This is a genomic window from Bradyrhizobium ingae, assembly GCF_055791185.1.
This window is the reverse complement of sequence record NZ_JBVUBB010000004.1, coordinates 211,536-237,093: the sequence shown is the minus strand read 5'-3', so window position 1 is coordinate 237,093 and position 25,558 is coordinate 211,536. Positions and strand designations below refer to the sequence as shown.

The following is a 25,558-nucleotide window of genomic DNA, read 5'->3' as shown; positions in this document are numbered from 1 at the left end:
CTCTTAAGTGATGTAATCTGGTACGTTGGTTAATTTCGCGACTTGGGGAGGCGCCTATTGCCGGCGCCAAGAATCGTTCCATGGATGGGTCCATGGTTGTTCAAGGTTTGAACGGATAAACAGATAATGCGCTTGCTGATACGGTTCATGGGCTTCCTGTTCGCCGCGGGAACCGTGATGTTCCTGGTGGGCGTCGGGGCCGTGGCAGGCCTGATCTGGCATTTCTCCAAGGACTTGCCCGACTACTCTCAGCTTCAGGATTACGAACCGCCGGTGATGACCCGCGTGCACGCGGTCGACGGCTCGCTGCTCGGCGAATACGCCAAGGAGCGCCGGCTGTATTTGCCGATCCAGGCGGTGCCGAAGCTCGTGATCAACGCCTTCCTCGCGGCCGAAGACAAGAATTTCTACGAGCATGGTGGCATCGACTACACCGGCATGGCGCGTGCCGGACTGCTCTACTTGCAGAACTACGGCTCTAACCGTCGTCCGCAGGGCGCTTCCACCATCACCCAGCAGGTCGCCAAGAACTTCCTTCTGACGAACGAAGTGTCGTTCGCCCGCAAGATCAAGGAAGCCTTGCTGGCGATGCGGATCGAGAAGACCTACTCCAAGGACAAGATCCTGGAGCTCTATCTGAACGAGATCTATCTCGGCCTCGGCGCCTACGGCATTGCCGCGGCATCGCTCGTCTATTTCGACAAGTCGGTGAACGAGCTCACCGTCGCCGAAGCGGCCTATCTGGCGGCGCTGCCCAAGATGCCCGCGACGCTGCATCCGGTGCGCAACCGTGACCGCGCCATCGAGCGCCGCAACTACGTGATCGACCGCCTCCAGGAAAACGGCTGGATCAAGCAGGCTGATGCCGAGAAGGCGCGCAAGGAGCCGCTGGTCGTCACCAACCGTTCCAACGGTGCGCACACCTTTGCCGGCGAATATTTTGCCGAGGAGGTCCGCCGCGACATCTTCGAGCGCTATGGCGAGAAGAAGCTCTATGAGGGCGGCCTCTCGGTGCGCACGACGCTCGACCCGAAGATCCAGGTCATGGCCCGCAAGACCATGGTCACGGGCCTCGTGAACTATGACGAGCAGCAGGGCTATCGCGGTGCGATCAGCAAGCTCGACATTTCCGGCGACTGGGGCGTCAAGCTTGCGGAGATCAAGTCGCTCTCCGACATCTCGCCCTGGCGCATGGCGGTGGTGCTCGAAACCAGCGACCAGTCGGCGCGTCTCGGCTTCCAGCCCGCGCGCGAGCTCGGCGGCGCCGTCAGCAAGCAGCGCGAGACGGGCATTATCACGCTCGACGGCGTGCGGTGGGCAAGGGCCGCCTCAGGACCGGCGAAGGGCAAGGCGCCGACCGCGGTGTCGCAGGTGCTCCAGCCCGGCGACGTGGTCTACGCCGATCCGCTCTACACCAAGGAGGGGCAACCGGTTGAAGGCCAGTACCGCCTCCGCCAGATTCCCGAAGTCTCGGGCGCGATGGTGGTGATGGATCCCTGGACCGGCCGCGTGCTCGCGATGGTCGGCGGCTTCTCGTTCGACCAGAGCCAGTTCAACCGCGCCACACAGGCCTATCGGCAGCCCGGTTCGTCGTTCAAGCCGATCGTCTATTCGGCCGCGCTGGACAACGGCTACACGCCGTCGACCGTCGTGGTCGACGCGCCGATCGAGATCGACCAGGGGCAGGGCGGCGGCGTCTGGCGACCGGAAAACTTCTCCAACGGCAAGTACCAGGGACCGGTGACACTGCGTAACGCGTTGCGGCAGTCGCTCAACACGGTGACGGTGCGCCTTGCGCAGGACATCGGCATGCCGCTGATCGGCGAGTATGCGCGCCGCTTCGGCGTCTATGACGAGTTGCCGAACTATCTCTCGTTCGCGCTCGGCGCCGGCGAGACGACGGCGATGCGCATGGTCACGGCCTATTCGATGATCGCCAATGGCGGGCGCCGCGTGAAGCCGACCCTGATCGACCGCATTCAGGATCGCTACGGCCACACCATCTTCAAGCACGACCAGCGCGAATGCCGCGGCTGCGATGCACCGGGCGGCTGGAAGAACCAGCCAGAGCCGCAGCTTGTGGATCGCCGCGAGCAGGTGCTCGACGCCATGACCGCCTATCAGATCACCGAGCTGATGGAAGGCGTCGTCCAGGCCGGTACCGCAACGGTCGTCAAGGAAGTCGGCAAGCCGATTGCCGGCAAGACCGGCACGACCAACGAGGCCAAGGATGCCTGGTTCGTCGGCTACTCGCCGGACATCGCTGTCGGCATCTACATGGGCTACGACAAACCGCGCCCGCTCGGCAGGGGCAATGCGGCGACCGGCGGCCATTTGGCGGCGCCGATCGCGCGCGATTTCCTCAAGCTCGCGCTCGCCGACAAGCCGGCTGTCCCGTTCAAGGTTCCGGCCGGCATCAAGCTGATCCGCGTCGTCGCCAAGACCGGCATGCGCGCTGGCCCCGGCGAGACCGGCGGCACGATCCTGGAAGCCTTCAAGCCTGGAACGGCGCCGCCGGATAACTACTCCGTTATCGGCGTTGCTGATGCCGACGGCCGCGGCCCGCAGCAGGCGCCGCCCGATTCCGGCTTCTTCATGCGGCCAGGCACCGGCGGGTTGTATTAGGGTTCAGGATAAAGCTGGCGATCCAAAGCTCCGGCGGTTGCGCTTTGCAGCCGCCGCCGCTACATCCCCATTTCATTGAACGCGGACAATTCCGCGAGACCAGAGAACGACATGCGCGCCGAAATCGAACGGTTGGTAGAAGAGATCAAGCAGTCAGTCGGGCTGCTGAGGAGGCATCTTTGACGTCGAGAAATCGACGGCGCGCCTCGCTGAGCTGAACAAGCTCGCAGAAGATCCCAATCTCTGGAACGATCCGCAGAAGGCCCAGAAGCTGATGCAGGAGCGCACCTCGCTTGAGGATTCGCTCAGCGGCATCGGCAAAGTCGAGCAGGAGCTCGAAGACGACGTCGGGATGATCGAGCTCGGCGAGGCCGAGGGCGATGAAGGCGTGGTCGCCGAGGCCGAAGCGGCGCTTAAAGCCCTCAAGAAGGAAGTCGCGCGGCGCGAGCTCGAGGCGCTGCTGTCGGGCGAGGCCGATCGTTTCGATTCCTATCTCGAAGTCCATGCCGGTGCCGGCGGTACCGAAAGCCAGGACTGGGCGCAGATGCTGCTGCGCATGTACACGCGCTGGGCCGAGACGCACGGTTTCAAGGTCGAGTACCTCGAAGAGTCCGAGGGCGAAGAGGCCGGCATCAAATCCGCGACCATCCAGGTCTCCGGCCACAACGCCTATGGCTGGCTGAAGACCGAAGCCGGCGTGCATCGTCTGGTGCGCATCTCGCCGTTCGATTCCAATGCGCGGCGGCACACCTCGTTCTCGAGCGTGCAGGTATTCCCGGTCATCGACGACAGCATCAAGATCGACATCAAGGAATCCGACGTCCGCACGGACACCATGCGTTCGGGCGGTGCCGGTGGTCAGCACGTCAACAAGACCGAATCCGCGGTCCGGCTGACGCATATCCCGACAGGTGTCGCAGTGGTCTGCCAAGCCGGCCGCTCGCAGCACAAGAACCGCGCGCAGGCCTGGGACATGCTGCGTGCACGCCTTTACGAGATCGAGCTGAAGAAGCGCGAGGAGAAGGCAGCGGCCGATCAGGCCGCCAAGACCGATATCGGCTGGGGCCACCAGATCCGCTCCTACGTGCTCCAGCCCTACCAGATGGTGAAGGATCTGCGCACGGGCGTGCAGACCTCGGACACGTCGGGTGTGCTCGGCGGCGATCTCGACGAGTTCATGGCCGCAACGCTCGCGCAGCGCGCCTTCGGCACCACGAGCGGCGAGATCGAGGACGTCGACTGATCATGCCGCGCGTCGCCTTCATCGGGATTGGGCGGATGGGCCACGGCATGGCCGGCCGCTATCTCGATGCCGGCTTCACCGTGTCGCTCTGGAATCGCAGCAAGGCCAAGGCGGAAGACCTGATCGCGCGCGGCGCGCGCTGGACGACCTCGCCCGAGGACGCCGCGATCGATGCGGACGCCGTGGTGACCATGGTCGCCGACGATGAGGCTTCGCGCAGCATATGGCTTGGTCGGAGCGGCGCCGCGAAGACGGCAAAGGCCGGCACGATCGCGATCGAGTGCTCCACGGTCTCGTATGATCATGCGCGCCGGATGGCGCACGAATTGAAGGAGCGGGGGCTCATCTACATCGACTGCCCCGTGACCGGTCTGCCGGACGCGGCTGCAGCGGGAAAGCTGACTTTGCTGGTCGGCGCTGACAGCGCCGATCTCGAACGCGCCCGACCGTTCCTCGAGCCGATCGGTTCCGCCATCCGCCATTTCGGCGCGGTGGGATCGGGCACGGTCTACAAGCTCATCAACAACCTCATGGGCGCGATCCAGATCGCAGGGCTCGCCGAGGGTCTTGCGATCGCCGAGCAGGCCGGGCTCGACATGAATCTCGTGCTGGAGTCGATCCAGGCCGGCGTCGCCGCAAGCCCGCAGGTGCTGCGCCACTCCAAGCGCATGGTCGCCCGCGATTTCAGCGGCGCGACATTCACATCGGCGCTGCGGCACAAGGATGCGGACTACGCGGTAAAGCTCGCCGAAAGCCTGCTCGCCGACAAGCCATTGGTCGGCCGCGCTGCTGTGGAGGCTTATGCGCGGGCGAAAGCCGTGATGCCCGACGATGACGAGGGCAAGATGATCGAGCTCGTGTCGCGGCCGAAATAGGCCGCACGCGCTCCGAGTGTAATGTGAGCACTCGTTGGGCTATCTGTCGATCGCTGTCGTCAAAGAGACAGGATGTTCTGCACGATGTCTCGCGCCGCCTTTCGTCAATCGAGAAGCGGTCCTTAGCGTCATGCCGCCGGCCACACCAACGCCCAGCACGTAGATCCAGCCCGCGTGAAAATCGAACAGATGCGAATTGAGCAGCGAACTCGTCATGTTCTGCACGACGACGACGAGCCCGATCCAGGCCGCAAGGCCGTCTCCCGTAAACAGCGAGAGGTGGACGAGCCACATCGCATAGAGCAGGACGACCCCGAGCAATCCCCACTGCATGGCGGCGTTGAGGGTCTGATTGTGGGGATTGTTGACCACTTCAGCCTCAAGGCCGGTCTGGCCCGCGGCGACGCGCTCGAACTGCCGCTTGATCGAGCCGGTGCCGTGGCCGAGCAGGGGCGCTTCGGCAAAGGAGGCGATCGCCTTGCGCCAATAAGTCAGCCGCTGCGCGGTGGAGGCGTGGCTGATGTCCTCATGTCCATGCTGATATTCAACGGTGACATCGGTGATCCGCTGACGCAGATACGGCGATGTCGTCCAGGCGAGGAGGCTCGCCGCGACGGCGGCCGCCAGCAGCAACATCGCTGCGCGCCGGCCCAGATGTCGCCAGGCAAATAAAGCCAGCAGCACGGCCATGCAGACGAGCGCGGTGCGGGCAGAGGCGACGAACAGCATATTGGTGACGAACAGCAGGATCAGCGCGAGGCAGCCAAACGCCGCGGCCAGCCGCCGTTCACGCCAGAACGCCAGCGCCGGCAACGCGAGCGCAAAGGCGCACAGGGTGAATTCCTGGCTTTGATCGATGTAGTTCTTGACGGGGACACCGGCGGATGCGGTTTCCGTGATCTTCCATTCGGGGTGAAACAGCACGATCCAGGAGAAGACCGCGAGCACGGCGCACGAGGCGAGGAAGGCCATGAAGACCCACGCGCCGCGCTGCGAGCGCTGCACGTGATAGAGCAGTGGCGGAACGATGATGAGCTTTGCGACCGGCTTGATGGCGTGCAGCCGGTCGGCCCAGGCGGCGTCGGACCAGAGCGTGCCGAGCAGCGCAAGACCGAGAAATGCGAATGGCAAGGCGAAGGCCGGCTGCTTCAGGCAGCGCGCATAGCCCCGCCAATCGATGGTCGGCGTGAGAACGAGCAGCCACAGGCCGACGAAGATCGACGGCAGCGAGGTCGACCACGGCAGCGATGCCGCGATCATCGCCGCGAGCAGGTCGGCACCGTGCATCAGCTTTGCCGTGCCGCGCGAGGGCGCACGCACGCCGTTCGCCTCGGTGGCTTCAACGGTCATGACGTGGCCTATTGCGCAGCCATCATGCTTTCGGCGGGCTGGTACTGGCCAAGGAAGTCACGGGCCTGGGTCTGGTAGCCGAAGCGCTCGGCAAGCTCACGGCGGTGGTCCCTGATGTCGCGGCGGCATTCCTCCTGCCGCGCGATGACACGCGTGACGGAAGCGCGGATCGAGTCGGCCGAGAACGGATCGAAATAGTCGGCGAGATCGCCCGCTACCTCCCGGAAGACGGCGATGTCGGAGCAGAGCACGGGCGTGTTCGCCGCGAGTGCCTCGATGATCGGAACGCCGAATCCTTCGGCGAAGCTCGGCATGATCAGGCCGTGTGCCTCGGCGATCAGCGTCGCTTTCTCATGCTCGTCGACATAGCCGGCGAAGCGGATGTTGGGCGGCAGGTTGCGCATCTTCGCGGCAAGCCCGGCAAGGCCGATCACGACGAGGTCGGCCTGCGGCATGCTGCGGAAGGCGCGGATCACGGTGGCGACGTTCTTGCGCGGCTCGTTGGAGACGATGACCACGAAGCTCGGCCGCCCCGGACGCCCCGTCGGGGCTGGCAGTTGCAGGACGTCCGGAGCGTCGAACTGCGTGCGGGGGTAGACGACCCTCGCAGGCAGATGGGCAAATTGCGGCAGCAATTCCCTGAACCGCATCATGCTGTAGTTGGAAACGAAGGCGAGCTCATCGGCCTGGCGCAGGCTCGTCAGCAGGCGGGACAGGAACAGGCGCGTTGCGACGTCGCTGAGCTTGAGGTCGGTGAGCGGCAAGAGATCGTGGACCACGCAGATCACCTTGGCGCCGGGCTTGCGCTTGATCGCCACGCGGGTCGGCGTGTCTACCAGGATGATGTCGTAGTCGCGGGCGTCGATCCGCGGTGGCGGCAGGAGGAACAGCGCGGATGAGTCCTGGTAGCTGTAGAAACCGGCCTCGAGCTGGAAGTCGCGGAACAGCTCGAGATGGCGCAGATCGGGCGGGATGTATTCGAGCGCCACGGTCTTGTTCTCGATCATCCGCGTGCGCAATGCGCGCAGGCCGATCGCGCGCAGGAAGCAGGCGGCGTATTCGCGAGAGGTGGACCGCTCGATCCGGTCGCGAATCCAGCCGATCATGCGGCGCAGGCCGTTGCTGCGCGTCAGCGGCTCCTTCATGTTGATTTCGTCGAGGTAGCGGTAGAGCGCGAGCAGCTCGATATTGCGCGATTGCCGCGGAAACAGCCCGGTGCGCCGTTCGCGCGCACGCAGCTTGCGATAGCGGCGCGTAGTCTCGACGAGCAAGGTCAGCTCGTGGCCGTCCGCTTCGAGCGAGCGGATCAACTCGCGGGTAAAATGGAAGATGCCGCGTTTGTGGTTGGGCTCGCCGAGCGCCTCGGAGACGACCAGGATCTTTTTCTTCATGCGCGTTTCTCGCGGAGCTCGAATGGGTGGGCCGCGGGCGGCTCGACGGTCGCCGTCGAGGCGACGCGCCCATGGTCCAGGTTGATGATGGTGGAGCAGGTGCGGCGCAGCAGCGGCTGGTCGTGGGAGGCAATGATCACAATCGCAGCCTGCGAGACCAGCTTGAGCAGCCGGGTTTGCGCCTTGGCCGAGAAATTCTCGTCGACGACGCTGAGCCACTCGTCGAGCAGCAGGATGTCGGCCGGGAATGCGGTCGCGGTCGCAAACAGCACGCGCATCAGCATGCCCGAGGAGAACATCCGCAGCGGCAGCCGGTGCATCCGTGGCTCGAGCTCGGTAAAGGCCCAGATCTCGTCGATGATGGCGCGCGTCGGCTTGCGCCCGGAGATCCGCAGCAGGAGCGCGATATTGTCCTCCGCCACGAAGTCCAGGTTGACGCCGGCATTGAGGCCGAGCAGGGGCACGATGTTGCCCTTGATCGCGACGCTGCCGCTGCTGGGCGGATAAACCCCGGCAATGAGGCGGAGCAGCGTCGATTTGCCCGAGCCGTTCGGTCCGGCAAGTCCGATACGCGCGCCGGCTTCTGCCTCGATCGTGATGTTGTCGACGGCGCGGATGATCCGCATCTCGCCTTCCTCGCGAATGAGGTGGCCGAGCAGGCGGCGCTTGAGCGAATAGTCGTAGGCGCCGTAGAGGGGGTAATCGAGACTGACGTTGCGCAGGCTGATCGAGACCATTGGTTCAGATCCAGAAGGCCGCTTTGCGCAGGTGGACGAGCGTCAGCCAGCTTGCGAGCGTCAGTGCGACGAGGCACGCCAGCACGTAGACGATGCTGAGAGTGTCGACATGACCACCCACGAGAGGCTCGCGCCACACCGCGAACAGATGGGTGAGCGGATTGAGCCGCATGATGGTCGAGCGGTGGTTGATCATCTCCGACGACCAGATCACGGGCGAGGAGAGGAAGCCGAGCATCAGCGAGGATTCGATGATCGGCTTGAGGTCGCGATACCGCGTCGCCATGGCGCCGAGCACCAGGCTCAGCGCGAAGGTGCAGGCGATGAAGAGCACAAGACCCGGCAACGCGGCGAGCGCGTGGGAGAGATCGCGCGGAGTCAGCACGAGCCACAGGATCAGCGGCACGCAGGCATTGTGGAGCGCGAACAGCGTCTGGCGGAAGGTGCATTGCAGGAGGAAGATCACCGGCGGAAGCGCACGGTCGCGGATCAGGCTCGCCGAGCCCTGCAGCGCCGTGGTGGCATCGAGCACGACGCTGTTGAGGAAGGTCCAGGCCGTCATCGACAGCGCGAGCATGGGCAGCCGCGCCAGCATCCCGGCATTGGACATCTGGCCGATCACCGAGCCCAGAACCGCGACCACGACCGCCATCTGGAGCGACATCCAGAACGGGCCGAGCAGCGAGCGCACGTAGCGATGCCGCATGTCGGACCAGGCCAGCGCGCCTGCGATCCGGATCACCTCCAGCCAGCCCGGCGTCGCGGAAGAAGCGGCGGAGCGGCTCGCGCTCGCGGCCTCCGCCAAGACCTGCGTGTAAACCGTCTCCATGCCGTGCCTGAAGGCGCCCGCGGAGTAGCGCGTTGCTGCGCGCGTCCGCGCGGCAAGGCCCATGCGGCGGCGGCGTTCGGGATCGCGGACCAGCATATCGATGGCTTCGCCGAGCGCCGTGGCGTCGCCGGGCAGCACGGTGATCGCCTCGATGCCGTCGCGCGCGACATGCGGCACGGCCGTATCCAGCGCGGTGTTGACGACGGGCCGGCCTGCCGCCATCGCCTCGAGCTGGACGAGCCCGAAGGTCTCGGCGTTGGTCACGGAGGGCATCACGAACACGTCGGCGATGCACATCAGCTTGACCCGCTCGCAATCGGGCACCGAGCCGAGCAGGCGGACGCGTTCGCCGAGGCCGAGCTCGTCGATCAGTTGCTCGAGCCGTGCGCGCTCGGCGCCTTCGCCGATGATCCAGACCTCGAAATTGTGGTCGGCGGCTGCGCGGATCAGGACGTCGAATCCCTTGTAGGGAACGAGCCGTCCGCAGGCGAGCACGAGCCGTCCGCGGTCGTTGACGTGCTCGGGTTCGAGCCTCGGCCAGTCATACTTCGCGGTGTCGATGCCGAATGGCACGACGTGGCACTTGTCGGCGAATTCCCGCAGCAGTGGCGTGGTGTCGACCAGCACGCGGTCGGAGACGATAATGGCGGCGGCCTGACGCAGAGTCCGGCGCATCAACGGCTCGACGAACCAGCGCAGGCCGGCATGGGTGACGATGTCGGCGTGCCAGTGCACGACCAGCGGCCGCTCGCGACGGAAGCCGAACGCCAGGACGAGGTCGGCAAGCGGGAAGGGGGCGTGCAGCGCCAGCAGGTCGTGCTGTCCGATCTTGCGCCACAGGCGCCAGGGAAAAGTGGGCGCGGCCGGCAGCGATAGCACGTCGCCGAACGACTGCACGCGTTCCACAGAGACGTCATTGACGACGATGTCGCGGCGTTCCTCGGCGGATTTCGAGCAGACCAGCGCGGCGGAGGTGAAGGCGTTTTTCAGGCTCGCGCAGATGTCGCGGATCACCGTGAGGGTGCCGCCGAACAGGTCGGGGTAGTAGACCTTGAAGATGTGAAGCACCGACGGGCGGGTGGGTTCGCTGACAGGGGTCATGTTGTTCGTCGGGCTCCGCTCAACCGGCCAGGAGGGCGGTGACGAAGGGCACCGCGAGCGTCGAAATGAAGATCACGCCGCGCAGCAGCGCGGGCAGCATCGGCTCGACGGCGCCGAGGCCGAGACGGTCGCGATCTGCGGAAATCTTGCTGGAATTGCAGACCAGGCGGTCAGGCATTGGGTCAACTTTCCCTTTCGAGTCGTGCCCTCAGTTGCGTTTCGTATATGTGGGAAAATTTACCACGTCAACGGAGCGAAGCAAAAAAGTGGGATTGTGTCCCACGCGGGGCGCCGTTACAATTCAGACATGAATGCCAAGCCCGGGTCCAAGGCGGCGGATAAGCCGGCTGCGCCACAGCCGAACGCCGCGGCAAAGCTGCACGCGCCCCTGGCGCGGCTGCTGCGCCCATTGGTGCGCCTGTGCATCCGCAGCGGCATGACCTTCCCGGCGCTGGCGCAATTGCTCCGCGAACTCTTCGTCAACGTCGCCGAGCACGATTTCGCGCTTGAAGGCAAGGAACAGACCGACAGCCGCGTCAGCCTGCTCACGGGCATCCATCGCAAGGAGGTGGCGCGGCTGCGCGGCGCCGGCGCGCCGGTACATGAGGCACCGGCAGCAGTGTCGCTGACCAGCGCCGTGATCGCGCGCTGGCTGGCCGGGCCCGAATTCACCGATGCGAAGGGTGAGCCGCTTCCGCTGCCGCGTACGGCCGAAGACGAGGCTCCTTCATTCGAGCTGCTCGTTGCCTCCGTCACCAAGGACGTTCGTCCCCGCGCGGTGCTCGACGAATGGCTCGATCGCGGGCTCGTCACCATTAATGGCGATGACGAGATCGAACTGGTCGAGGCCGCCTTCGTGCCGCGCGGTGAGGACGACAGCAAATGGCACTATCTCGGCCGTAACCTGCACGACCATATCGCTGCGGCGGCCGAAAACGTCTCCGGTCCTGCGCCGCGATTCCTTGAACGCGCGGTGCATTACAACGGCCTGTCGCCAAAGCTTGCAAAACGGCTTGAGGCGCGCTCACGCGAGCTTGCGATGGAGGCGCTCAAGACCGCCAACCGCGAGGCGAATCGCGCGCTCGCCAAGGACAAGGGCGGCGACGCCCGCTGGAACTTCGGCATCTACATTTATTGCGAGGACGTCGAGGAGGAGAGCGACCGCAGCGGCGGCGAGGGCGGTCGCTCATGACTACGCCGCCGCGCATATCCCGCCGCCTGCTGCTCGCGGGGGTCTGGCTCGCGGGAACGGCCAGCGCCTGGGCGCAGACCAGGCGCGGCACCGACCAGGGCATCGGCGGCACCGGAATCAGCCGCGGCGACGATCAAGGCATCGGCGGTACCGGCATCGTCGGCGTGATCCAGCGTTTCGGCAGCATCTATGTCAATGGCGAGCGCGTCGCTTATGCGAGCGACGTCCCGGTGCGGATCGACGGCGAGGTGGCGACGACGAAGAGCTTGCGTATCGGACAGCTCGCGCGCGTGGTCGCCGTCCGGCAGGCGGATGGCACGCTCGCAACGCGCAGCATCAACATCGCCAGCGAGGTTGCCGGCCCGATCGAGGCGGTGAAGGGCAACGAGATCACTGTGCTCGGCCAGAAGGTAGAGTCGAGCGGCCAGGAGAGCTGGCGCCGCGTCGGCACCCGCGTGGCCGTGTTCGGGTTGCGGCGCACCGACGGCACGATCGTCGCAAGCCTCGTCGAGCAGCGTCGCAGCGCCACTGCGCGGGTTTCCGGTCTGGTCGAGCGCGGTCCCGACGGGCTGCATATCGGCGGCCTGCGGCTGAACGGTGCCGACGTCGCGCTGATCGGCCAGCGCGTCCAGGTCGAGGGCAGCGCGAGCCAGGGCATGCTTCAGGTCGCGCATGCGAGAGTTGACAACTTTTCGGATCTTGCCGGCGCGACGAGATTGTCGATCGAAGCCTATGTGCAGCGCGCGGGCGCCAGCCTCCAGCTCGGCTCCGGCCTCATCGCCCATGACGGCTCGCGCTTTGCGCCGAGTGCCGGGGAGGCGCGGGTGGTGCTCAACGGCGTGTTCGATCGCGCCCGCGGCTTGCAGGTCGAATCGGTGCAGGCCGTCACGCAGTTCCCGGGCTCATCGCTGCAGGGGCCGGGCGGCCCGTCGGGCCCTGGCGGCCATTCTCCGGGCGGCTCGATCCTGCATCCGGGAAGTGGCACGCCGGGGTCGCCGAGCGGTCAGCCGGGCGCGCCTGGCGGGGCACCAGCGCCTGGCGCGGGCCCGGGTCCGATGCCGGGCTCCGGCACAGCGGGCCCGAGCGGTCCGTCCGGTCCCGGCGGCCTTGGCTCACCCGGCGGTCCCATGGGGCCCGGCGGTGGCGGCTTCGGTGGTCCCGGAGGCGGAATGGGTGGCGGCAGGCGTTAAACAAAAAAAGCGACGAGCATGTACTCGTCGCTGCGGGGCCAATGTGTTTGCGTACCTAGCCCGCGCTGAGGCGTACGCCGGCTCGCAGGAATTTCTGCGGGTCGACCGCTTCGCCGTCGATACGGGTTTCGTAGTGCAGATGCGGGCCAGTGGAGCGGCCGGTCGATCCGACCAATCCGACGACCTGGCCGATCTTCACGATCTCGCCGACCTTCACGTTGATCTCGGAGAGATGGCCGTAGCGGGTCGAGAGCCCGTTGCCGTGATCGACCTCGACCATGCGGCCGTAGCCACCCGACCATCCGGCTGAGACCACCTTGCCATTGGCGGTGACGCGGACGGGATCGCCGGTCGCGGCGCGGAAATCGAGGCCGGTGTGCATCGCCGGCCGGCCGAGGAACGGATCGCTGCGCACGCCGAAGCCGGAGGTGAACTCGACCTCGCCGATGACGGGTTTGCGGTAGGGGACCAGCGCCAGCGTGCGATTGAGCCGATCCACCTCGGCACGCGTGATGTTGATGCGATTGAGCTGCTTCTCGAACGGACCGGCATTCGCGGTCAATTTGATGGGCACAAAAGGCCCGCCCATCGCGGTCCGTGGCACGGCGGCTTCGAGATCGGCGAGGTTCAGGCCGAGATCGCTGACAACGCCGCGCATCCTGCGCGCGCGCGATTCCATGTTGTCTTCGACGGCACTGAGTGCGGCGATCTGGCGTCGCTCGACCTGATCAAGCGAGGTCTGCAAACGCACCAGGACGTTGTCAAAACCCTGAACCTTGGCGAACTGGCTCGGTTGCGGGCTGGCCATCACGGGCGTGCGCGACTCAAGCCGCGCCTCGCGATCCGGTGGCGCCACGAAAATCACGGTGTCACTGATCGGCGAGGGTTTTGGCGTGCCCTGAGGAGTTGTGGTGTCGCCGCGTTGCGGCGTCGCGCGCGGGATCGATCCGGTCACGTCGGGCATGGCGCCGAGCGCGGTTGCGCGGGACTCGAGCGCGGTCTGGCGCTTCATGATCTGGTCGAGCTTCTGGTCGAACTGCTCCTGGTCGAGGAGCTGCCGGCTCGTGGTGCGGTCGACCTTGGCCCTGAGCTCGGCGATGCGGTCCTCATAGGCATATTGCATCTCGGCCTGGCGGGCGATCAGCCGTGTCAGCACGTCGTCGCGGAACGCAAAATAGGTGGCGGTTGCCGCCGACCACAGGCCGAGCAGCACGACGGTCCCGACCACGATCCAGAACACCACCGGCCCGAGGCGGACCTGCTTGCCGTGGTGCACGATGGTATAGGCGTCGTCGGCGGCGGGCAGGGGAAGTGCGGTGGCCGCGCTGACAGGACGGCGGTTGAAGGGCCGCCCATGATCGTGAGGGTGATGCTGGGAGTAGTGCGAGTGTTGGGCAGAACTTTTCGACATCGGCACTCCCGCGCCGGTCGGAGAGGTTCCGTACGGCTCAATTGCCGCAGCAATCTGGGCCGCTCATGGTTAATTTTCCGGAAACGGGAACGCCCGAATTCGCGAGGCTGGTTAAAGAGATGTAGCCGCTGCCAGCACGTCCTCGGCGTGGCCGTCGACCCGAACGTTGCGCCAGATCTTCGCCACCTTGCCGTCGGCGCCGATCAGCACCGTGGTGCGAAGAATCCCGAGGAAGGTCCTGCCATACATCGATTTTTCGCCCCAGGCGCCGTACGCTTCCAGCATCTCGTGCTGCTCATCCGAGATCAGGGGGACGGCAAGGCCGTGCTTGTCGCGGAACTTCTCCTGGGCCTTCAGGGGATCGGCCGAAATGCCGAGCAGGCTGGTACCTGCCGCGGCGAAGGCATCCTTGAGTCGGGTGAAATCGATCGCCTCCCGGGTGCAGCCCGGCGTGTCGGCGCGTGGGTAGAAGAACAGGACCAGCTTCTTGCCGGAATAGTCGGCCAGCTTCGCCAAGCCGCCGCCGTCGCGCGGCAGGCTGAAGGCGGGGGCCTTCCGGCCTTCGGACAGGGCGCCCTTGGCAGCGGCGGCTGCCGATTCGGAAGATTTTAACTGTTTCGACGTGGCCTTGTGCGATGTTGCCACGATTGAAGCCTTTGTTGATTTGAGTGTTGCTGCCCGCCGCGTCGTCGCCGGTTTCGTTGTCGTCTGAGTCCGCGTTTGAGTCCGTTTTCTCCCAGGGGTTGGGCTACCGGAGGCCGTCTTGGACGATTTCTTTCGCGTTTTCTTGGACATACGCCTTCCTTTCGACGCTTTCGGCGGGTCAACCAAAGCGGTATTGCAGATCTCGTCCGGCGTGCCGGAATCGTGCCCTCGGCTGGGCAACTCTGACGACGCCGGAGGATGGTTACAAGGAATTCCAGGCACCACCCCACTGCTCGTTGAACGCGCGCTCGGGGCGACATGACGAACAGCAGGAACATCAAGGGAATGGCGGCAATGCCGGCGCAGGGACGTTTGGTCCCCGCGGACGGCTGCGGCCCCGGCGGCGCTCAATCCAGGGATGGGCGCCTGTATCGAGAGGCAATGGCAAGGAATTCGTCGTCCCAAGATCACAACCATGATCGCAACGGGGACCTCCACAACCGGGACCTCGATCGACGTGCCGGAGTGCAGGACTCTCCGGGATGGGATGATGTCGATTGGGATCCGGACCAGGAGGCGGCGGCGGGCCACCGGGCGCGTCGGCTGTTGTCGCGTTCGAATTCCGTCCATCGCCTGGGTGATGGCTTCGGCATGTTCGGGCGCTGGCTTGCGGCCGATCGCTGGGTAAAGCGGCTCGCTCTCGTCACTGGCACCCTTTTCATCATCTTCGTCTGTTGCTTCGCCACGTTGTGGTGGCGGCTCGGCGCGGGACCCATCAATCTCGACATGGCGACGCCGTGGCTCGCCGCTGCGATCGAGGACAATATCGGCCACGGCAACACCGTCGAGGTTGGCGGCACCCAAATCGAGCGCGCGGGGCGGATCCGCATCGCCGTGCGAATTCGCGACATCATTGTCCGCGATCGCGATCACGCCATCGTCGCCAGCGCGCCGAAGGCTGAAGTGCGGCTGTCGGGCATGGCGCTGCTGATGGGTCGGCTGCGCGCCGAGAGCCTCAATCTCGTCGATGCCGAGCTCGCGATCCGAATCGCGCCTGACGGGACCGTCACGGTGTCGGCCGGCGATACCGCAAAACCGCTCGCCACCGGCGTCGCGTCGAAAAAGGAGGCGGGCCTGCCGCCGACGTTCCCGCGTCCGGGATCGGCGCCGCCTGCTGCGACGACCGCTCCCGCGACCCCGTCCGGTCCGGATGCCGCCGCCGCTTCTTCGGCCAGCGGCAGTACGCAGAGCGGACTGCTTGCCGGCCTCGACTGGCTCGACAGCCTGAGCATGACCGGACTTGACGGCCAGAACCTCAACGAGATCGGCCTGAAGAACGGCAATCTGATTGTCGATGACCAGCAGCGCGGCAGCAAGTGGAGCTTCGAGAACATCAGCCTAAGCCTGCGTCGGCCGCACGGCGGCGGTGTTGCGCTGAGCTTCGGCGAAGAGGGCGCGCGGCCATGGTCGCTCCGCGCAACGATCGGTCCTCCCGAGAACGGCGTGCGCTCGGTCGATATCCGGGCCGACAAGGTCTCGACGTCCAACATCCTGCTGGCGTTGCGGCTCAAGGACCTGACCTACAATGCCGACCTGCCGCTGACCGGCGAGCTCAAGGGCGAGCTCGGTCGCGACGGCCTGCCGACCTTCTTCCGCGGCAAGGTCGTCATCGGCGCGGGCAACATCATCGACACCGATACGCCGGATTATCCGATGGCGATCGACTCGGCCGAGCTCAATCTCGAATGGGACGCCGGACGCCGCGTGCTGGTGGCACCGTTCAAGATCATCTCCGGCGCCAACCGGATCACGCTGCTCGCACATCTCGAGCCGCCCAATGGCACCACCAACGACTGGCAGCTCGGTTTTAGCGGCGGATCGATCCTGCTTGGTGGCATCGACAACGACCCGCCGCTGGTCTTCAACCGCATCGCCATCGGCTTTCGTTTCGATACCGATCACAAGCGCGTCGTGCTGGCGCAGGCCGACATCAGCAATGGCGAGATCGGCGTCGCCGGCACCGGCGCGATCGACTATTCCGGCGAGCCGCGGCTGATGCTCGGCTTTGCGGGTACGCCGATGTCGGCGACCGCGCTCAAGCGGATGTGGCCGACGCTCATTGTTCCGGAGCTGCGCGAATGGGTGATCGAGCGCATCGAGCGCGGCACGCTCCAGCGCATCGAGATCGGCGTCAACTCGCCGACGCGCAATCTCCCGCGCAAGGGCCCGCCGATCCCCGATGACGGTCTGTCGGTCAACATCGTGGCGAGCGGCGTTGCGGTTCACCCGGTTGACGGGATGCCCTCGGTGCACGACGCCGACCTCAAAGCGCACATCACCGGACGCACCGCGACGGTGACGATCGGGCAGGGCGTTGCCGATACGCCGGCGGGACGCAAGATCACCTTTTCGGACTTCACCTTCGAGGTGCCGGACATGGCGATAAAGCCATCGCCGTCGCGCAGCAGATTCCGCGTCGACGGACCAGTGCCCGCGGCTGCCGAAATTCTTGCCAATGATCGCTTGAGCGATCTGTCCGCGACCTTCGTCGATCCCAACACCAGCAAGGGCACGTTCTCGGCGAACATCACGCTTGGCGCGCCGGTCAAGGGCGGGCTGACCAAGGGCGATACCACCTACGCTGTCACCGCCGACCTCAACGGATTTGCCGCCGACAAGCTGGTGATGAACCAGAAGCTCGAGGCGAACAATCTCAAGATCGTCGCCAGCAACCAGGGCTACCAGGTCAAGGGCGACGTCAAGATCAACGGCCAGGCGGCCTCGGTCGATTACCGCAAGCCGGCCGAGGGCGATGCCGACGTCAAATTGCAGGCCACGCTCGACGATGCGAGCCGCGCCCGTCTCGGTTTCGATCTGGGTCCCGCCGTCAGCGGCTCGCTGCCGGTCAAGGTCTCCGGCAAGATCGCCAGCGGGCCCGAGCAGACCACGCGCCTCGGCATCGAAGCCGACCTGACCTCGCTCAAGCTCGACAACATCCTGCCGGGCTGGGTGAAGCTGCCGGGCAAATCGGGCAAGGCTAGCTTCAAGGTGGTGCCGACCGCGCAATCGACGCGGCTCGAGGACATCGTCGTGGAAGGCGGCGGCGTGTCGATCAAGGGATCGCTCGAGGTCGACCAGAATGGCGACCTCATGAATGCGAACTTCCCGACCTATTCCCCCTCCGACGGCGACAAGGCCTCGCTGAAGGTCGAGCGCGGTGCCGACGGCGTGGTGAGAGGCACGATGCGCGGCGACGTGTTCGACGGCCGCGGCTTCCTGAAATCGGCGATATCAGGCAATTCCGGCAAGGACGACAACAAGAGCAAGCTGAAGAACGTCGACTTCGACATCGACGTCAAGCTCGGCGCCGTTGCCGGCTTCAACGGCGAGGCGATGCGCAGCGTCGACGCCAAGATGTCGCGGCGGAGCGGCGCCGTCAAAGCCTTCACGCTGAACGGCAAGGTCGGCAAGGACACGCCGGTGACGGCGGATTTGCGCGGTGGGCGCGCGCAGGGCGGCCGCGAGGTGATCTACCTCCAGACCAACGACGCCGGCGCTTTCCTGCGCTTCTCCGACACAACCAACAAGGTGTTCGGCGGCCAGATGGTGGTGGCGATGGAGCCGCCGACGTCGGAGCCGACGGCGCGCGAAGGTCTCATCAACGTGCGCGACTTCACGGTCAAGGGCATGGAGCAGCTCGATCGCGTTGCCGCAGGCGGCCCCAACGGCACGCAGAGCGGCGTGTCTTTCACCGCGTTGCGCGCGGAATTCACGCGGCAGAACGGTGCGCTCACGATCCGAGACGGCGTCGTCAAGGGGCCGATGATCGGAGCCACCATTGAGGGGTCGATCGACTATCCCGGCAACCAGGTGTGCATGAGTGGCACCTTCGTGCCGGTATACGGGGTGAACAACATCTTTGGCCAGATACCGTTGTTTGGCATCTTCCTCGGTGGCGGCGACAAGGAGGGACTGATCGGCGTGACCTATGAAGTCGTCGGCACGCCGGCTGCGCCCGTGATGCGTGTCAATCCGATCTCGGCGATGGCGCCGGGCCTGTTCCGCAAGATCTTTGAATTCAACACAGGAAAGCAGAACTCGCCCATCGACGAACTGCCTACGCAGTCGGGGGACGCGGGATCGCAGCGGCCGCTCTCGAGCGGCTGCAATCTGGCCCGGCGATAGCGCGTCGTAACGTGGCGCTAAGCCTGCCCGCGTTCGTTCAGATCGGGAGAAGATTGGTCTTGAGGCTGCCGGCGTCAGAGCCGGCGCGGGTAAGCCCGCAATGAACCGCTTTATTCACCGCATCATCATGGCGATGCTGCTCGCCGCTGCACTCGCCGTCATCTGGAACGTGCTTGGCGGCCGATGAGGAGCGCCGGCCTTCGCCGGCGCTTCCTCGTATTCATGATCTTAGCGCCGCGCGAAGGCGCCGCTCGGCTCATCGCCTTCCTTGCGCACCAGCGCATCGACGCTGATCGGGCCGCCACCGGCCGCGGAGATGTAGAGACAGGCGAAGCAGAACAGGATCGCCGCGGTGCCGCCGTTGAGCAGCGGCAGGAACACCGGCGAGCCGCTCTTGAACATGTGGCCGAGGAAATAGGCGAAGGCCATTTCACCCGACAAGACGAACGCCGAGATCCGCGTGAACAGGCCGATCATCAGGGCCGCACCGAGCACGAGCTCGAGCGTGCCGGCCGCGTAGATCAGCGGCGGGATGTCGGCGAAATAGGGGACCGCCGGAAACTTGAAGATCTTGGCGATGCCGTACTGAAACAGCAGCAGGCCGGTGATGAAGCGAAACAGGCTCAGCAGAGCCGGTTGAAAGCGAGACAGTGAATTCATGATTTGCGCCCTTCCATCCAAATTCCATGCGACTTGAATCGCATCCAGTTCCACCCTGCAAGACAGGGACCATCAATTTGCGCTGACATTTTCGTCATGACAGACAAAACACCGCAAGCGACGCTTTGAGCCTGAGGATTCGCACATTTTGTTGCCGGAACACATTCATTCGCCGTCCGTAGTTCTCCGGTGACGACGGGGAGTGCAGGTTACCTCCGGTACACCTAGCGCCGCAAGGCGGGCACAACCAGGAAGGGAATCATCCCGAGCACCACGCTCGCAAGTGCGAAGGCGAGCAGCGGATTGTAGCTCTGCGTCGCATCGTGGATCAGGCCGCCGCTCCAGGAGCCGAACGCCGAGCCGAGCCCGCTGCCGATCGAAATGCTGCCGTAGATCGTGCCGACGCGCTTGCCGCGGAAGATCTTCATCGCGGTAGCGGAGATCAGCGGTCCCCGCGAACCCATCATGCTGCCGAAGCAGACGACGAAGCCGGTGAGCAGGAGGGTGTTCGGATTGTACTGCAACAGCCACAGCAGGATGATGCCGAGGATCGAGATCCGTAGCTCAGCAGGACCGATGGCCGGCGACCGATCAGGCCGTCGAGCGCGGACACGCCGAGCATGCCGAACACCAGCACGACGCCGGAAAATCCCCAGGCGGTTGCGGCCTGCAAGGGCGGGAAGCCCGCATCGATCAGATAGGCGACGATCTGGGCCGCGATGGAGTACATGCCGACTGCGGTGAAGAAGAAGGTCGAGAACAGCGCCCAGAACGCGTGATGGCGCATGGCGCGAAGCAGCGTCCAGCCCTCATCGACGAAATCGGGATCGGTCTTCTTGACGACATGCGGCGAGCCCGACGCGAACATTCGCCACGGCAGCAGCAGCAAGGGGAGCAAGAGGCCGAGCGCTGCGAAGCCGAAGATCTCGTAGGTGCCGCGCCAGCCGACATGGTCGATCAGGATCTGCGAAATCGGCAGCAGCACGAGAACGCCGCCGCCCATCGCCGAATAGACCACCGACATCGCGGTTGGCAGGCGCGGGCCGAACCAGCGGCCGAGCAGGATCGAATTCGGCACGATGCCGATGAAGGCGATGCCGACGCCGACACAGAGGCCGGTCGAGAGCTGGAGCTGCCAGAGATAGTTTGCATGCGCCGCGATCAGGAAGGCGGCGCCAAGCAGGAGCAGCCCGAGCGCATAGACGCTGCGCGGTCCGGAATGGTCGAACAGCCGTCCGACGAACGGCGCGGTGAGGCCGCTTGCGAGCCAGGTCAGTGAATAGACCGAGACGATCTGCGCGCGATCCCAGCCGAAGCTTTCCGAGATCGGCTTCAGAAATACCGTAAAGCTGTCGCCGAGCCCGCGGCCGAGCACCGACAGCGTGAAGCAGAGTGCGAGCACGACAAGGGCAGTGCGTACATGCGCACCCTCCTCGACCGCGGCATGTCCCTCGGCGTCTTCCCTGGACGTGTTCTGATCCATTGCCTGTCAGGGAGCGCGTTTCCGCGCGACCTGGCAAGCAGTGAAAAGCTCATACGCCTATGCAGGCCTGAGGAGCACGTGCTTCTTCTTGCCGAGCGAGAGCTTGATTACGCCCTCCGGCGTGAGATGGGCCGGCGTCAGCGTCATCTTCTCGTCGGTGACGGACTCGTCGTTGACCCTGAGGCCGCCGCCCTTGATCTGACGCCGCGCTTCGCCGTTGGAGGCGACAAGGCTGGCCTTGACGAAGGCGGGGAGCACCCCGAGTCCGGCATCAAGCTCGCCACGCGGAATTTCGATCGTTGGAAGCGTCTGCGCCAGCGCGCCTTCCTCGAACGTCCGCCGCGCAGTCTCGGCTGCCTCATTTGCCGCGTCGCGGCCGTGCAGCAGCGCGGTTGCCTCCGTGGCGAGCACCTTCTTGGCCTCGTTGATCTCCGAGCCCTGCAGCGCCTCGAGCTTCCTGATCTCGCTCATCGGCAGCGTGGTGAACAGCTTCAGGAACTTGCCGACGTCGGCGTCCTCGGTGTTGCGCCAGTACTGCCAGAAATCATAGGGCGAGAACTGGTCGGCGTTGAGCCAGACTGCGCCTTGCGCGGTCTTGCCCATCTTGGCGCCGGAAGCGGTCGTGAGCAGCGGCGTCGTCAGCGCGAAGAGCTGCGGCGAGCCCATGCGGCGGCCGAGGTCGACGCCCATGATGATGTTGCCCCACTGGTCGGAGCCGCCCATCTGCAAGCGGCAGCCGGCGCGCTGCGACAGTTGCACGAAGTCGTAGGCCTGGCAGACCATGTAGTTGAACTCGATGAAGCTCATCTCCTGCTCGCGCTCGAGGCGCAGCCGCACGGAGTCCATGGTCAGCATGCGGTTGACCGAAAAATGCTTGCCGACATCGCGCAGCATCTCGATCCAGTTGAGCTTGGTCAGCCACTCCGCATTGTCGAGCATGACGGCGTCGCTGGCGCCGTCACCGTAGCGAAGCACCTTGGCGAACACACCGCGGATCGAGGCCTTGTTGGCCTCGATTTCGGCGATCGTGCGCATGGCGCGCGTCTCGTCCTTGCCGGAGGGATCGCCGACCATGGTGGTGCCGCCGCCCATCAGCGTGATCGGCTTGTTGCCGGACTGCTGGAGCCAGTGCAGCATCATCATGGTCAGGAAGTTGCCGATATGCAGCGACGGCGCGGTGCAATCGTAGCCGACATAGGCGGTCGCCTCGCCCTTGGCGGCGAGAGCGTCCAGCCCCTCGAAATCGGAGCACTGGTGGACAAAACCCCGTTCCTGCAAAATATTGAGGAAATCCGATTTAAATGCACTCATCTGTCGGCGGCTCTGATCATTCTTATTTTACGGTAATTGCGGCCAGTTGCGGAACCCGGAAGGAACAGACTGCCGCGTCGCAGCGCGCTGTGGCATTATAAGATGTGCTTGTTTGATACAAGCCAGGCGTCGGGGTAGGAAGACGTCGGGGCTTACGGGATGATGTTGACCGCACTCGGTCTCATGAGCGGCACCTCGCTTGACGGGGTTGACGTTGCATTGATCGAAACGGATGGAAAGCAGATCAAGGCGTTCGGGCCCTCCGGCTACCGGCCTTACAGCAATGCCGAGCGCAGCCTGCTGCGCCGGGCGCTCACCGAGGCTGTCCATTTACCGCAGCGCGATGCCCGGCCGGGCGTTCTGGCCGAAGCCGAGCGTGCGGTGACCCTGGCCCACGCCGAGGCGGTTGCTGCCTTCACTGCGCAGAACCGGATGAAGCCGGAGGAGATCGACATTGTCGGCTTCCACGGCCAAACCGTGCTGCATCGGCCCGAGCGGCGGCTGACAGTCCAGATCGGCGATGCCGCGGCGCTGGCGAAGGCGATCCATATTCCCGTGATGCATGATTTCCGCGCCGCTGACGTCGAGGCCGGCGGGCAGGGCGCGCCTTTCGTCCCGGTCTACCACCGGGCGCTGGCGCAATCGCTGGCGCGCGAAGGGCCGATCGTCGTCGTCAATATCGGCGGCGTCTCCAACATCACCTATATCGACGGCAACGACACGCTGATCGCCTGCGATACCGGTCCCGGGAACGCGCTGCTCGACGACTTCATGTACCGCACCATGAACCAGTCGTTCGACGCCGAGGGCAAGTTCGCCGCGCTCGGCAAGGCCGATGAGACCTGGATCGCGCGGGCACTGGAGCTGCCGTTCTTCGCAGTTCCGCCGCCGAAATCACTGGACCGCAACGATTTTGCCGCGTTGAAGCTTGGCGAGGTCCAGCCGGCCGACGGCGCGGCGACGCTCACCGCCTTCACGGCAGCCGCGATCGCGCGGGTCATTCCGCTGCTGCCGCGACGACCGCGGAGCTGGATCATCTGCGGCGGCGGCGCCCGCAACCTGACCATGCTGCGCATGCTGCGGGAGCGAGTGGGATCGGCGACGGTTGAGGCTGCCGATACGCTCGGCTGGGCATCCGATGCGATCGAAGCGCAGGCCTTCGGCTTCCTGGCGGCGCGCGGCCTGAAGGGCCTGCCGCTGTCCTACCCGGCCACCACCGGCGTGCCGATGCCGATGACGGGCGGGGTGATTGCAAGGCCCTAGGATCACCGGTGGTTGATGCAGATGCATCGATCTTGACATATTCATGCAAACGCATCAATGTTGATGCATCTGCATCGAACCTCGGATCTCAGCATGGCCGCGCCCCTCAAATTGATCAGCCACAAGCTTTGCCCCTATGTGCAGCGCTCAGTGATCGCGCTCTCGGAGAAGGGCGTGCCTTTCCAGCGGATCGACATCGATCTCGCCAACAAGCCGGACTGGTTTTTGAAGATCTCGCCGCTTGGCAAGGTGCCCGTGCTGGTGGTCGCAGACGAACAGGGCGAGGTTGCGCTGTTCGAGAGCAACGTGATCTGCGAATACATCGAGGAGACGCAAGGAGGCAGCAGGCTGCATCCGGGTGATGCGCTGAGGCGCGCCGAGCATCGCGCCTGGATGGAGTTCTGCTCCGCGATCCTCGGCGATCTCTGGAGCCTCGAGACGACCACTGATCCGGCCATCTTCGAGAGCAAGCGCCAGGCGCTCTCGGCCAAATTTGCCCGCGTCGAGGCGGCGCTTGGCGCCGGCCCGTTCTTCGCCGGCCCATCGTTCTGCCTGGTCGATGCCGTGTTCGCGCCGATCTTTCGTTATTTCGACGTGTTCGATGAGCTGGCTGAACTCAGCATTTTCAAAGCGTTGCCGAAGGTCGGCGCGTGGCGCGCGGTACTTGCCAAGCGTCCGAGCGTTCGCACCGCGGTCGGCGCAGACTATCCGCAATTGCTGCGCGCGTTCCTCGTGCGCCATGACGCGCATCTGTTGAAGCTCGCCGCCTAAGCGCGTCTGCGCCTTCAGAGCTCCGCGGCCATCTTCGCCAGCGTCGCGATCGTGTTCATGTTGCGCGCGGTGCCGGTCTTCGCGGCGGGGATGACGAGCTTTGATGTCCCCATGCCGTCGCCATAGTGGACGTAGATCTCGCGGCGGCCGATGCGGACTTCCTCGTCCTTCTGACCGCGGATGCCGGCGAGCGCGTCGGCCGGTGGGGGCTTGTCCAGGAAGATCGCGACGGTGCGGTTGGGTGCGGCTTTCGGGAACGGATTGTCGGCCGCGACCTCTGCCATCTCTTCTGCGCTGCGCACGAGCGCGCCGACCGGCGTGCCGGCGTAAGCGTGCAGGCGCTTCTCGAGTGCAGACTTGATTGCAGCTTCCGACTTGCGGCTGGTGAACACCACATTGCCGCTGGCGATGTAGGTGCGCACGGCGGCAAAGCCGAGTTCCTCGCACATCGCCTTGAGCTCGCTCATCGGCAGCTTGCCGGTGCCGCCGACATTGACGGCACGGAGCAAGGCGACGAACGAGCCCATTAGAGCATGATCCGGAAAAGTGTGGAGCGGTTTTCCGGAGAGATCATGCTCAAACAATAACCTTTAGCGCACGTTGGCGAGCCGCATGTCGAGATAGGCGGTGATGGTCTCCATCAACGGCTCGAGCTTGCCGTCGAAAAAGTGGTTGGCGCCGGGGATGACCTGCTGGTCGATCACGATGCCCTTCTGCGTCTTCAGCTTTTCGACCAGCGTGTTGACGTCCTTGGGCGGCACCACCGCATCCTTTTCACCGTGAACGATGAGTCCCGAGGACGGGCAGGGCGCAAGGAAGGAGAAGTCATAGAGGTTGGCGGGTGGGGCGATCGAGATGAAGCCTTCGACCTCGGGGCGGCGCATCAAAAGCTGCATGCCGATCCAGGCGCCGAAGGAGAAGCCGGCAACCCAGCAGGCGCGGGCTTCGGGATTGATGGTCTGCGCCCAGTCGAGCGCGGCTGCGGCATCGGACAGCTCGCCGGTGCCGTGATCGAACGAGCCTTGGCTACGGCCGACGCCACGGAAGTTGAAGCGCAGCACGGAGAAGCCGCGATGTGCGAAGGCGTAGTAGCACTGGTACACGATCTGATGGTTCATCGTGCCGTGAAACTGCGGATGCGGATGCAGGATCATCGCGATCGGCGCGTTCTTCTGCTTGGCCGGATGGTAGCGGCCTTCGAGACGGCCCGCGGGGCCGGCGAAAATAACTTCAGGCATCGATGATCTCTTGATTGATTCCCTTGAGACGATCCTCAGCAATCAACCGATTGTGGCG

18 protein-coding genes and 2 pseudogenes are annotated in these 25,558 nt (G+C 65.0%); 8 read left to right on the top strand and 12 right to left on the bottom strand.

Annotation, left to right across the window (positions count from 1 at the left end; translation table 11 throughout):
- The first annotated feature begins 126 nt into the window (after positions 1-126).
- From ACV1FX_RS08305 to ACV1FX_RS08295, 3 genes and pseudogenes are all read left to right on the top strand, one after another.
- Positions 127-2,625 carry a penicillin-binding protein 1A gene (locus ACV1FX_RS08305; RefSeq protein ID WP_473117056.1) on the top strand — a complete coding sequence of 833 codons (2,499 nt, stop codon included), beginning with the start codon at positions 127-129 and terminating at the stop codon, positions 2,623-2,625.
- Positions 2,626-2,736: 111 nt separating this feature from the next.
- A protein-coding gene (gene prfB / locus ACV1FX_RS08300) for a peptide chain release factor 2 (protein WP_473117055.1) occupies positions 2,737-3,868 on the top strand; the annotation gives its coding sequence in 2 pieces (ribosomal slippage) (positions 2,737-2,805 and positions 2,807-3,868; 1,131 coding nt in all).
- A pseudogene (locus tag ACV1FX_RS08295) lies at positions 3,853-4,743 on the top strand (NAD(P)-dependent oxidoreductase); the annotation flags it as partial. The gene prfB and the pseudogene ACV1FX_RS08295, both read left to right, overlap by 16 nt.
- Positions 4,744-4,782: 39 nt before the next feature.
- Here the strand turns inward: ACV1FX_RS08295 and ACV1FX_RS08290 are convergent.
- From ACV1FX_RS08290 to ACV1FX_RS08270, 5 genes are read right to left on the bottom strand one after another with little or no spacing between them, the layout of a single operon-like run.
- The gene (locus ACV1FX_RS08290) at positions 4,783-6,093 is read right to left on the bottom strand and encodes an O-antigen ligase family protein (protein WP_473117054.1); all 1,311 of its coding nucleotides are present in this window, start codon (positions 6,091-6,093) and stop codon (positions 4,783-4,785) included.
- 8 nt (positions 6,094-6,101) lie between these two features.
- Positions 6,102-7,484: a glycosyltransferase family 4 protein gene (locus ACV1FX_RS08285; protein WP_473117053.1), complete on the bottom strand. Its 1,383-nt coding sequence runs from the start codon at positions 7,482-7,484 to the stop codon at positions 6,102-6,104.
- Positions 7,481-8,221: an ABC transporter ATP-binding protein gene (locus tag ACV1FX_RS08280; protein ID WP_473117052.1), complete on the bottom strand. Its 741-nt coding sequence runs from the start codon at positions 8,219-8,221 to the stop codon at positions 7,481-7,483. Before ACV1FX_RS08280 ends, ACV1FX_RS08285 begins: the two co-directional genes overlap by 4 nt.
- 4 nt (positions 8,222-8,225) lie before the next feature.
- Positions 8,226-10,151 (bottom strand): glycosyltransferase, encoded by a 1,926-nt coding sequence (locus ACV1FX_RS08275; protein ID WP_473117051.1) that lies wholly within the window; start codon positions 10,149-10,151, stop codon positions 8,226-8,228.
- Positions 10,152-10,170: 19 nt separating this feature from the next.
- Positions 10,171-10,329, bottom strand: a complete 159-nt coding sequence (locus ACV1FX_RS08270; protein ID WP_473117050.1) for a hypothetical protein — start codon at positions 10,327-10,329, stop codon at positions 10,171-10,173.
- Positions 10,330-10,458: 129 nt separating this feature from the next.
- Between ACV1FX_RS08270 and ACV1FX_RS08265 the strand changes: the two genes are divergently transcribed.
- The gene (locus tag ACV1FX_RS08265) at positions 10,459-11,343 is read left to right on the top strand and encodes a DUF6502 family protein (RefSeq protein ID WP_473117049.1); all 885 of its coding nucleotides are present in this window, start codon (positions 10,459-10,461) and stop codon (positions 11,341-11,343) included.
- Positions 11,340-12,533 (top strand): DUF5666 domain-containing protein, encoded by a 1,194-nt coding sequence (locus ACV1FX_RS08260; protein WP_473117048.1) that lies wholly within the window; start codon positions 11,340-11,342, stop codon positions 12,531-12,533. Before ACV1FX_RS08265 ends, ACV1FX_RS08260 begins: the two co-directional genes overlap by 4 nt.
- Before the next feature lie 55 nt (positions 12,534-12,588).
- On the opposite strand, the gene ACV1FX_RS08255 is transcribed toward ACV1FX_RS08260, so the two are convergent.
- Positions 12,589-13,944, bottom strand: a complete 1,356-nt coding sequence (locus tag ACV1FX_RS08255) for a M23 family metallopeptidase (RefSeq protein ID WP_473117047.1) — start codon at positions 13,942-13,944, stop codon at positions 12,589-12,591.
- A 111-nt stretch (positions 13,945-14,055) separates the two neighbouring features.
- Positions 14,056-14,739, bottom strand: a complete 684-nt coding sequence (locus ACV1FX_RS08250; RefSeq protein ID WP_473117217.1) for a peroxiredoxin — start codon at positions 14,737-14,739, stop codon at positions 14,056-14,058.
- 195 nt (positions 14,740-14,934) lie between these two features.
- Here ACV1FX_RS08250 and ACV1FX_RS08245 point away from each other — a divergent pair, with 195 nt between their 5' ends.
- Positions 14,935-18,774 (top strand): YhdP family protein, encoded by a 3,840-nt coding sequence (locus ACV1FX_RS08245; RefSeq protein ID WP_473117216.1) that lies wholly within the window; start codon positions 14,935-14,937, stop codon positions 18,772-18,774.
- A 228-nt stretch (positions 18,775-19,002) separates the two neighbouring features.
- Here ACV1FX_RS08245 and ACV1FX_RS08240 read toward each other — a convergent pair whose 3' ends face one another.
- The 3 genes and pseudogenes from ACV1FX_RS08240 to tyrS form a co-directional block, all read right to left on the bottom strand.
- Complete coding sequence (locus tag ACV1FX_RS08240; protein ID WP_473117046.1) at positions 19,003-19,434, bottom strand: DoxX family protein; 432 nt, start codon at positions 19,432-19,434, stop codon at positions 19,003-19,005.
- A 224-nt stretch (positions 19,435-19,658) separates the two neighbouring features.
- Positions 19,659-20,917: pseudogene (locus ACV1FX_RS08235) on the bottom strand (MFS transporter).
- 57 nt (positions 20,918-20,974) lie between these two features.
- The gene (gene tyrS / locus ACV1FX_RS08230; RefSeq protein WP_473117045.1) at positions 20,975-22,228 is read right to left on the bottom strand and encodes a tyrosine--tRNA ligase; all 1,254 of its coding nucleotides are present in this window, start codon (positions 22,226-22,228) and stop codon (positions 20,975-20,977) included.
- Between the two features lie 159 nt (positions 22,229-22,387).
- Here tyrS and ACV1FX_RS08225 point away from each other — a divergent pair, with 159 nt between their 5' ends.
- Complete coding sequence (locus ACV1FX_RS08225) at positions 22,388-23,491, top strand: anhydro-N-acetylmuramic acid kinase (protein WP_473117044.1); 1,104 nt, start codon at positions 22,388-22,390, stop codon at positions 23,489-23,491.
- Positions 23,492-23,584: 93 nt separating this feature from the next.
- Positions 23,585-24,262 (top strand): glutathione S-transferase family protein, encoded by a 678-nt coding sequence (locus tag ACV1FX_RS08220; RefSeq protein ID WP_473117043.1) that lies wholly within the window; start codon positions 23,585-23,587, stop codon positions 24,260-24,262.
- 14 nt (positions 24,263-24,276) lie between these two features.
- Here the strand turns inward: ACV1FX_RS08220 and ACV1FX_RS08215 are convergent, their stop codons facing one another.
- Positions 24,277-24,789: a DUF1697 domain-containing protein gene (locus ACV1FX_RS08215; protein WP_473117042.1), complete on the bottom strand. Its 513-nt coding sequence runs from the start codon at positions 24,787-24,789 to the stop codon at positions 24,277-24,279.
- 63 nt (positions 24,790-24,852) lie between these two features.
- The gene (locus ACV1FX_RS08210; RefSeq protein ID WP_027524593.1) at positions 24,853-25,500 is read right to left on the bottom strand and encodes an alpha/beta hydrolase; all 648 of its coding nucleotides are present in this window, start codon (positions 25,498-25,500) and stop codon (positions 24,853-24,855) included.
- Positions 25,501-25,558 lie beyond the last annotated feature (58 nt).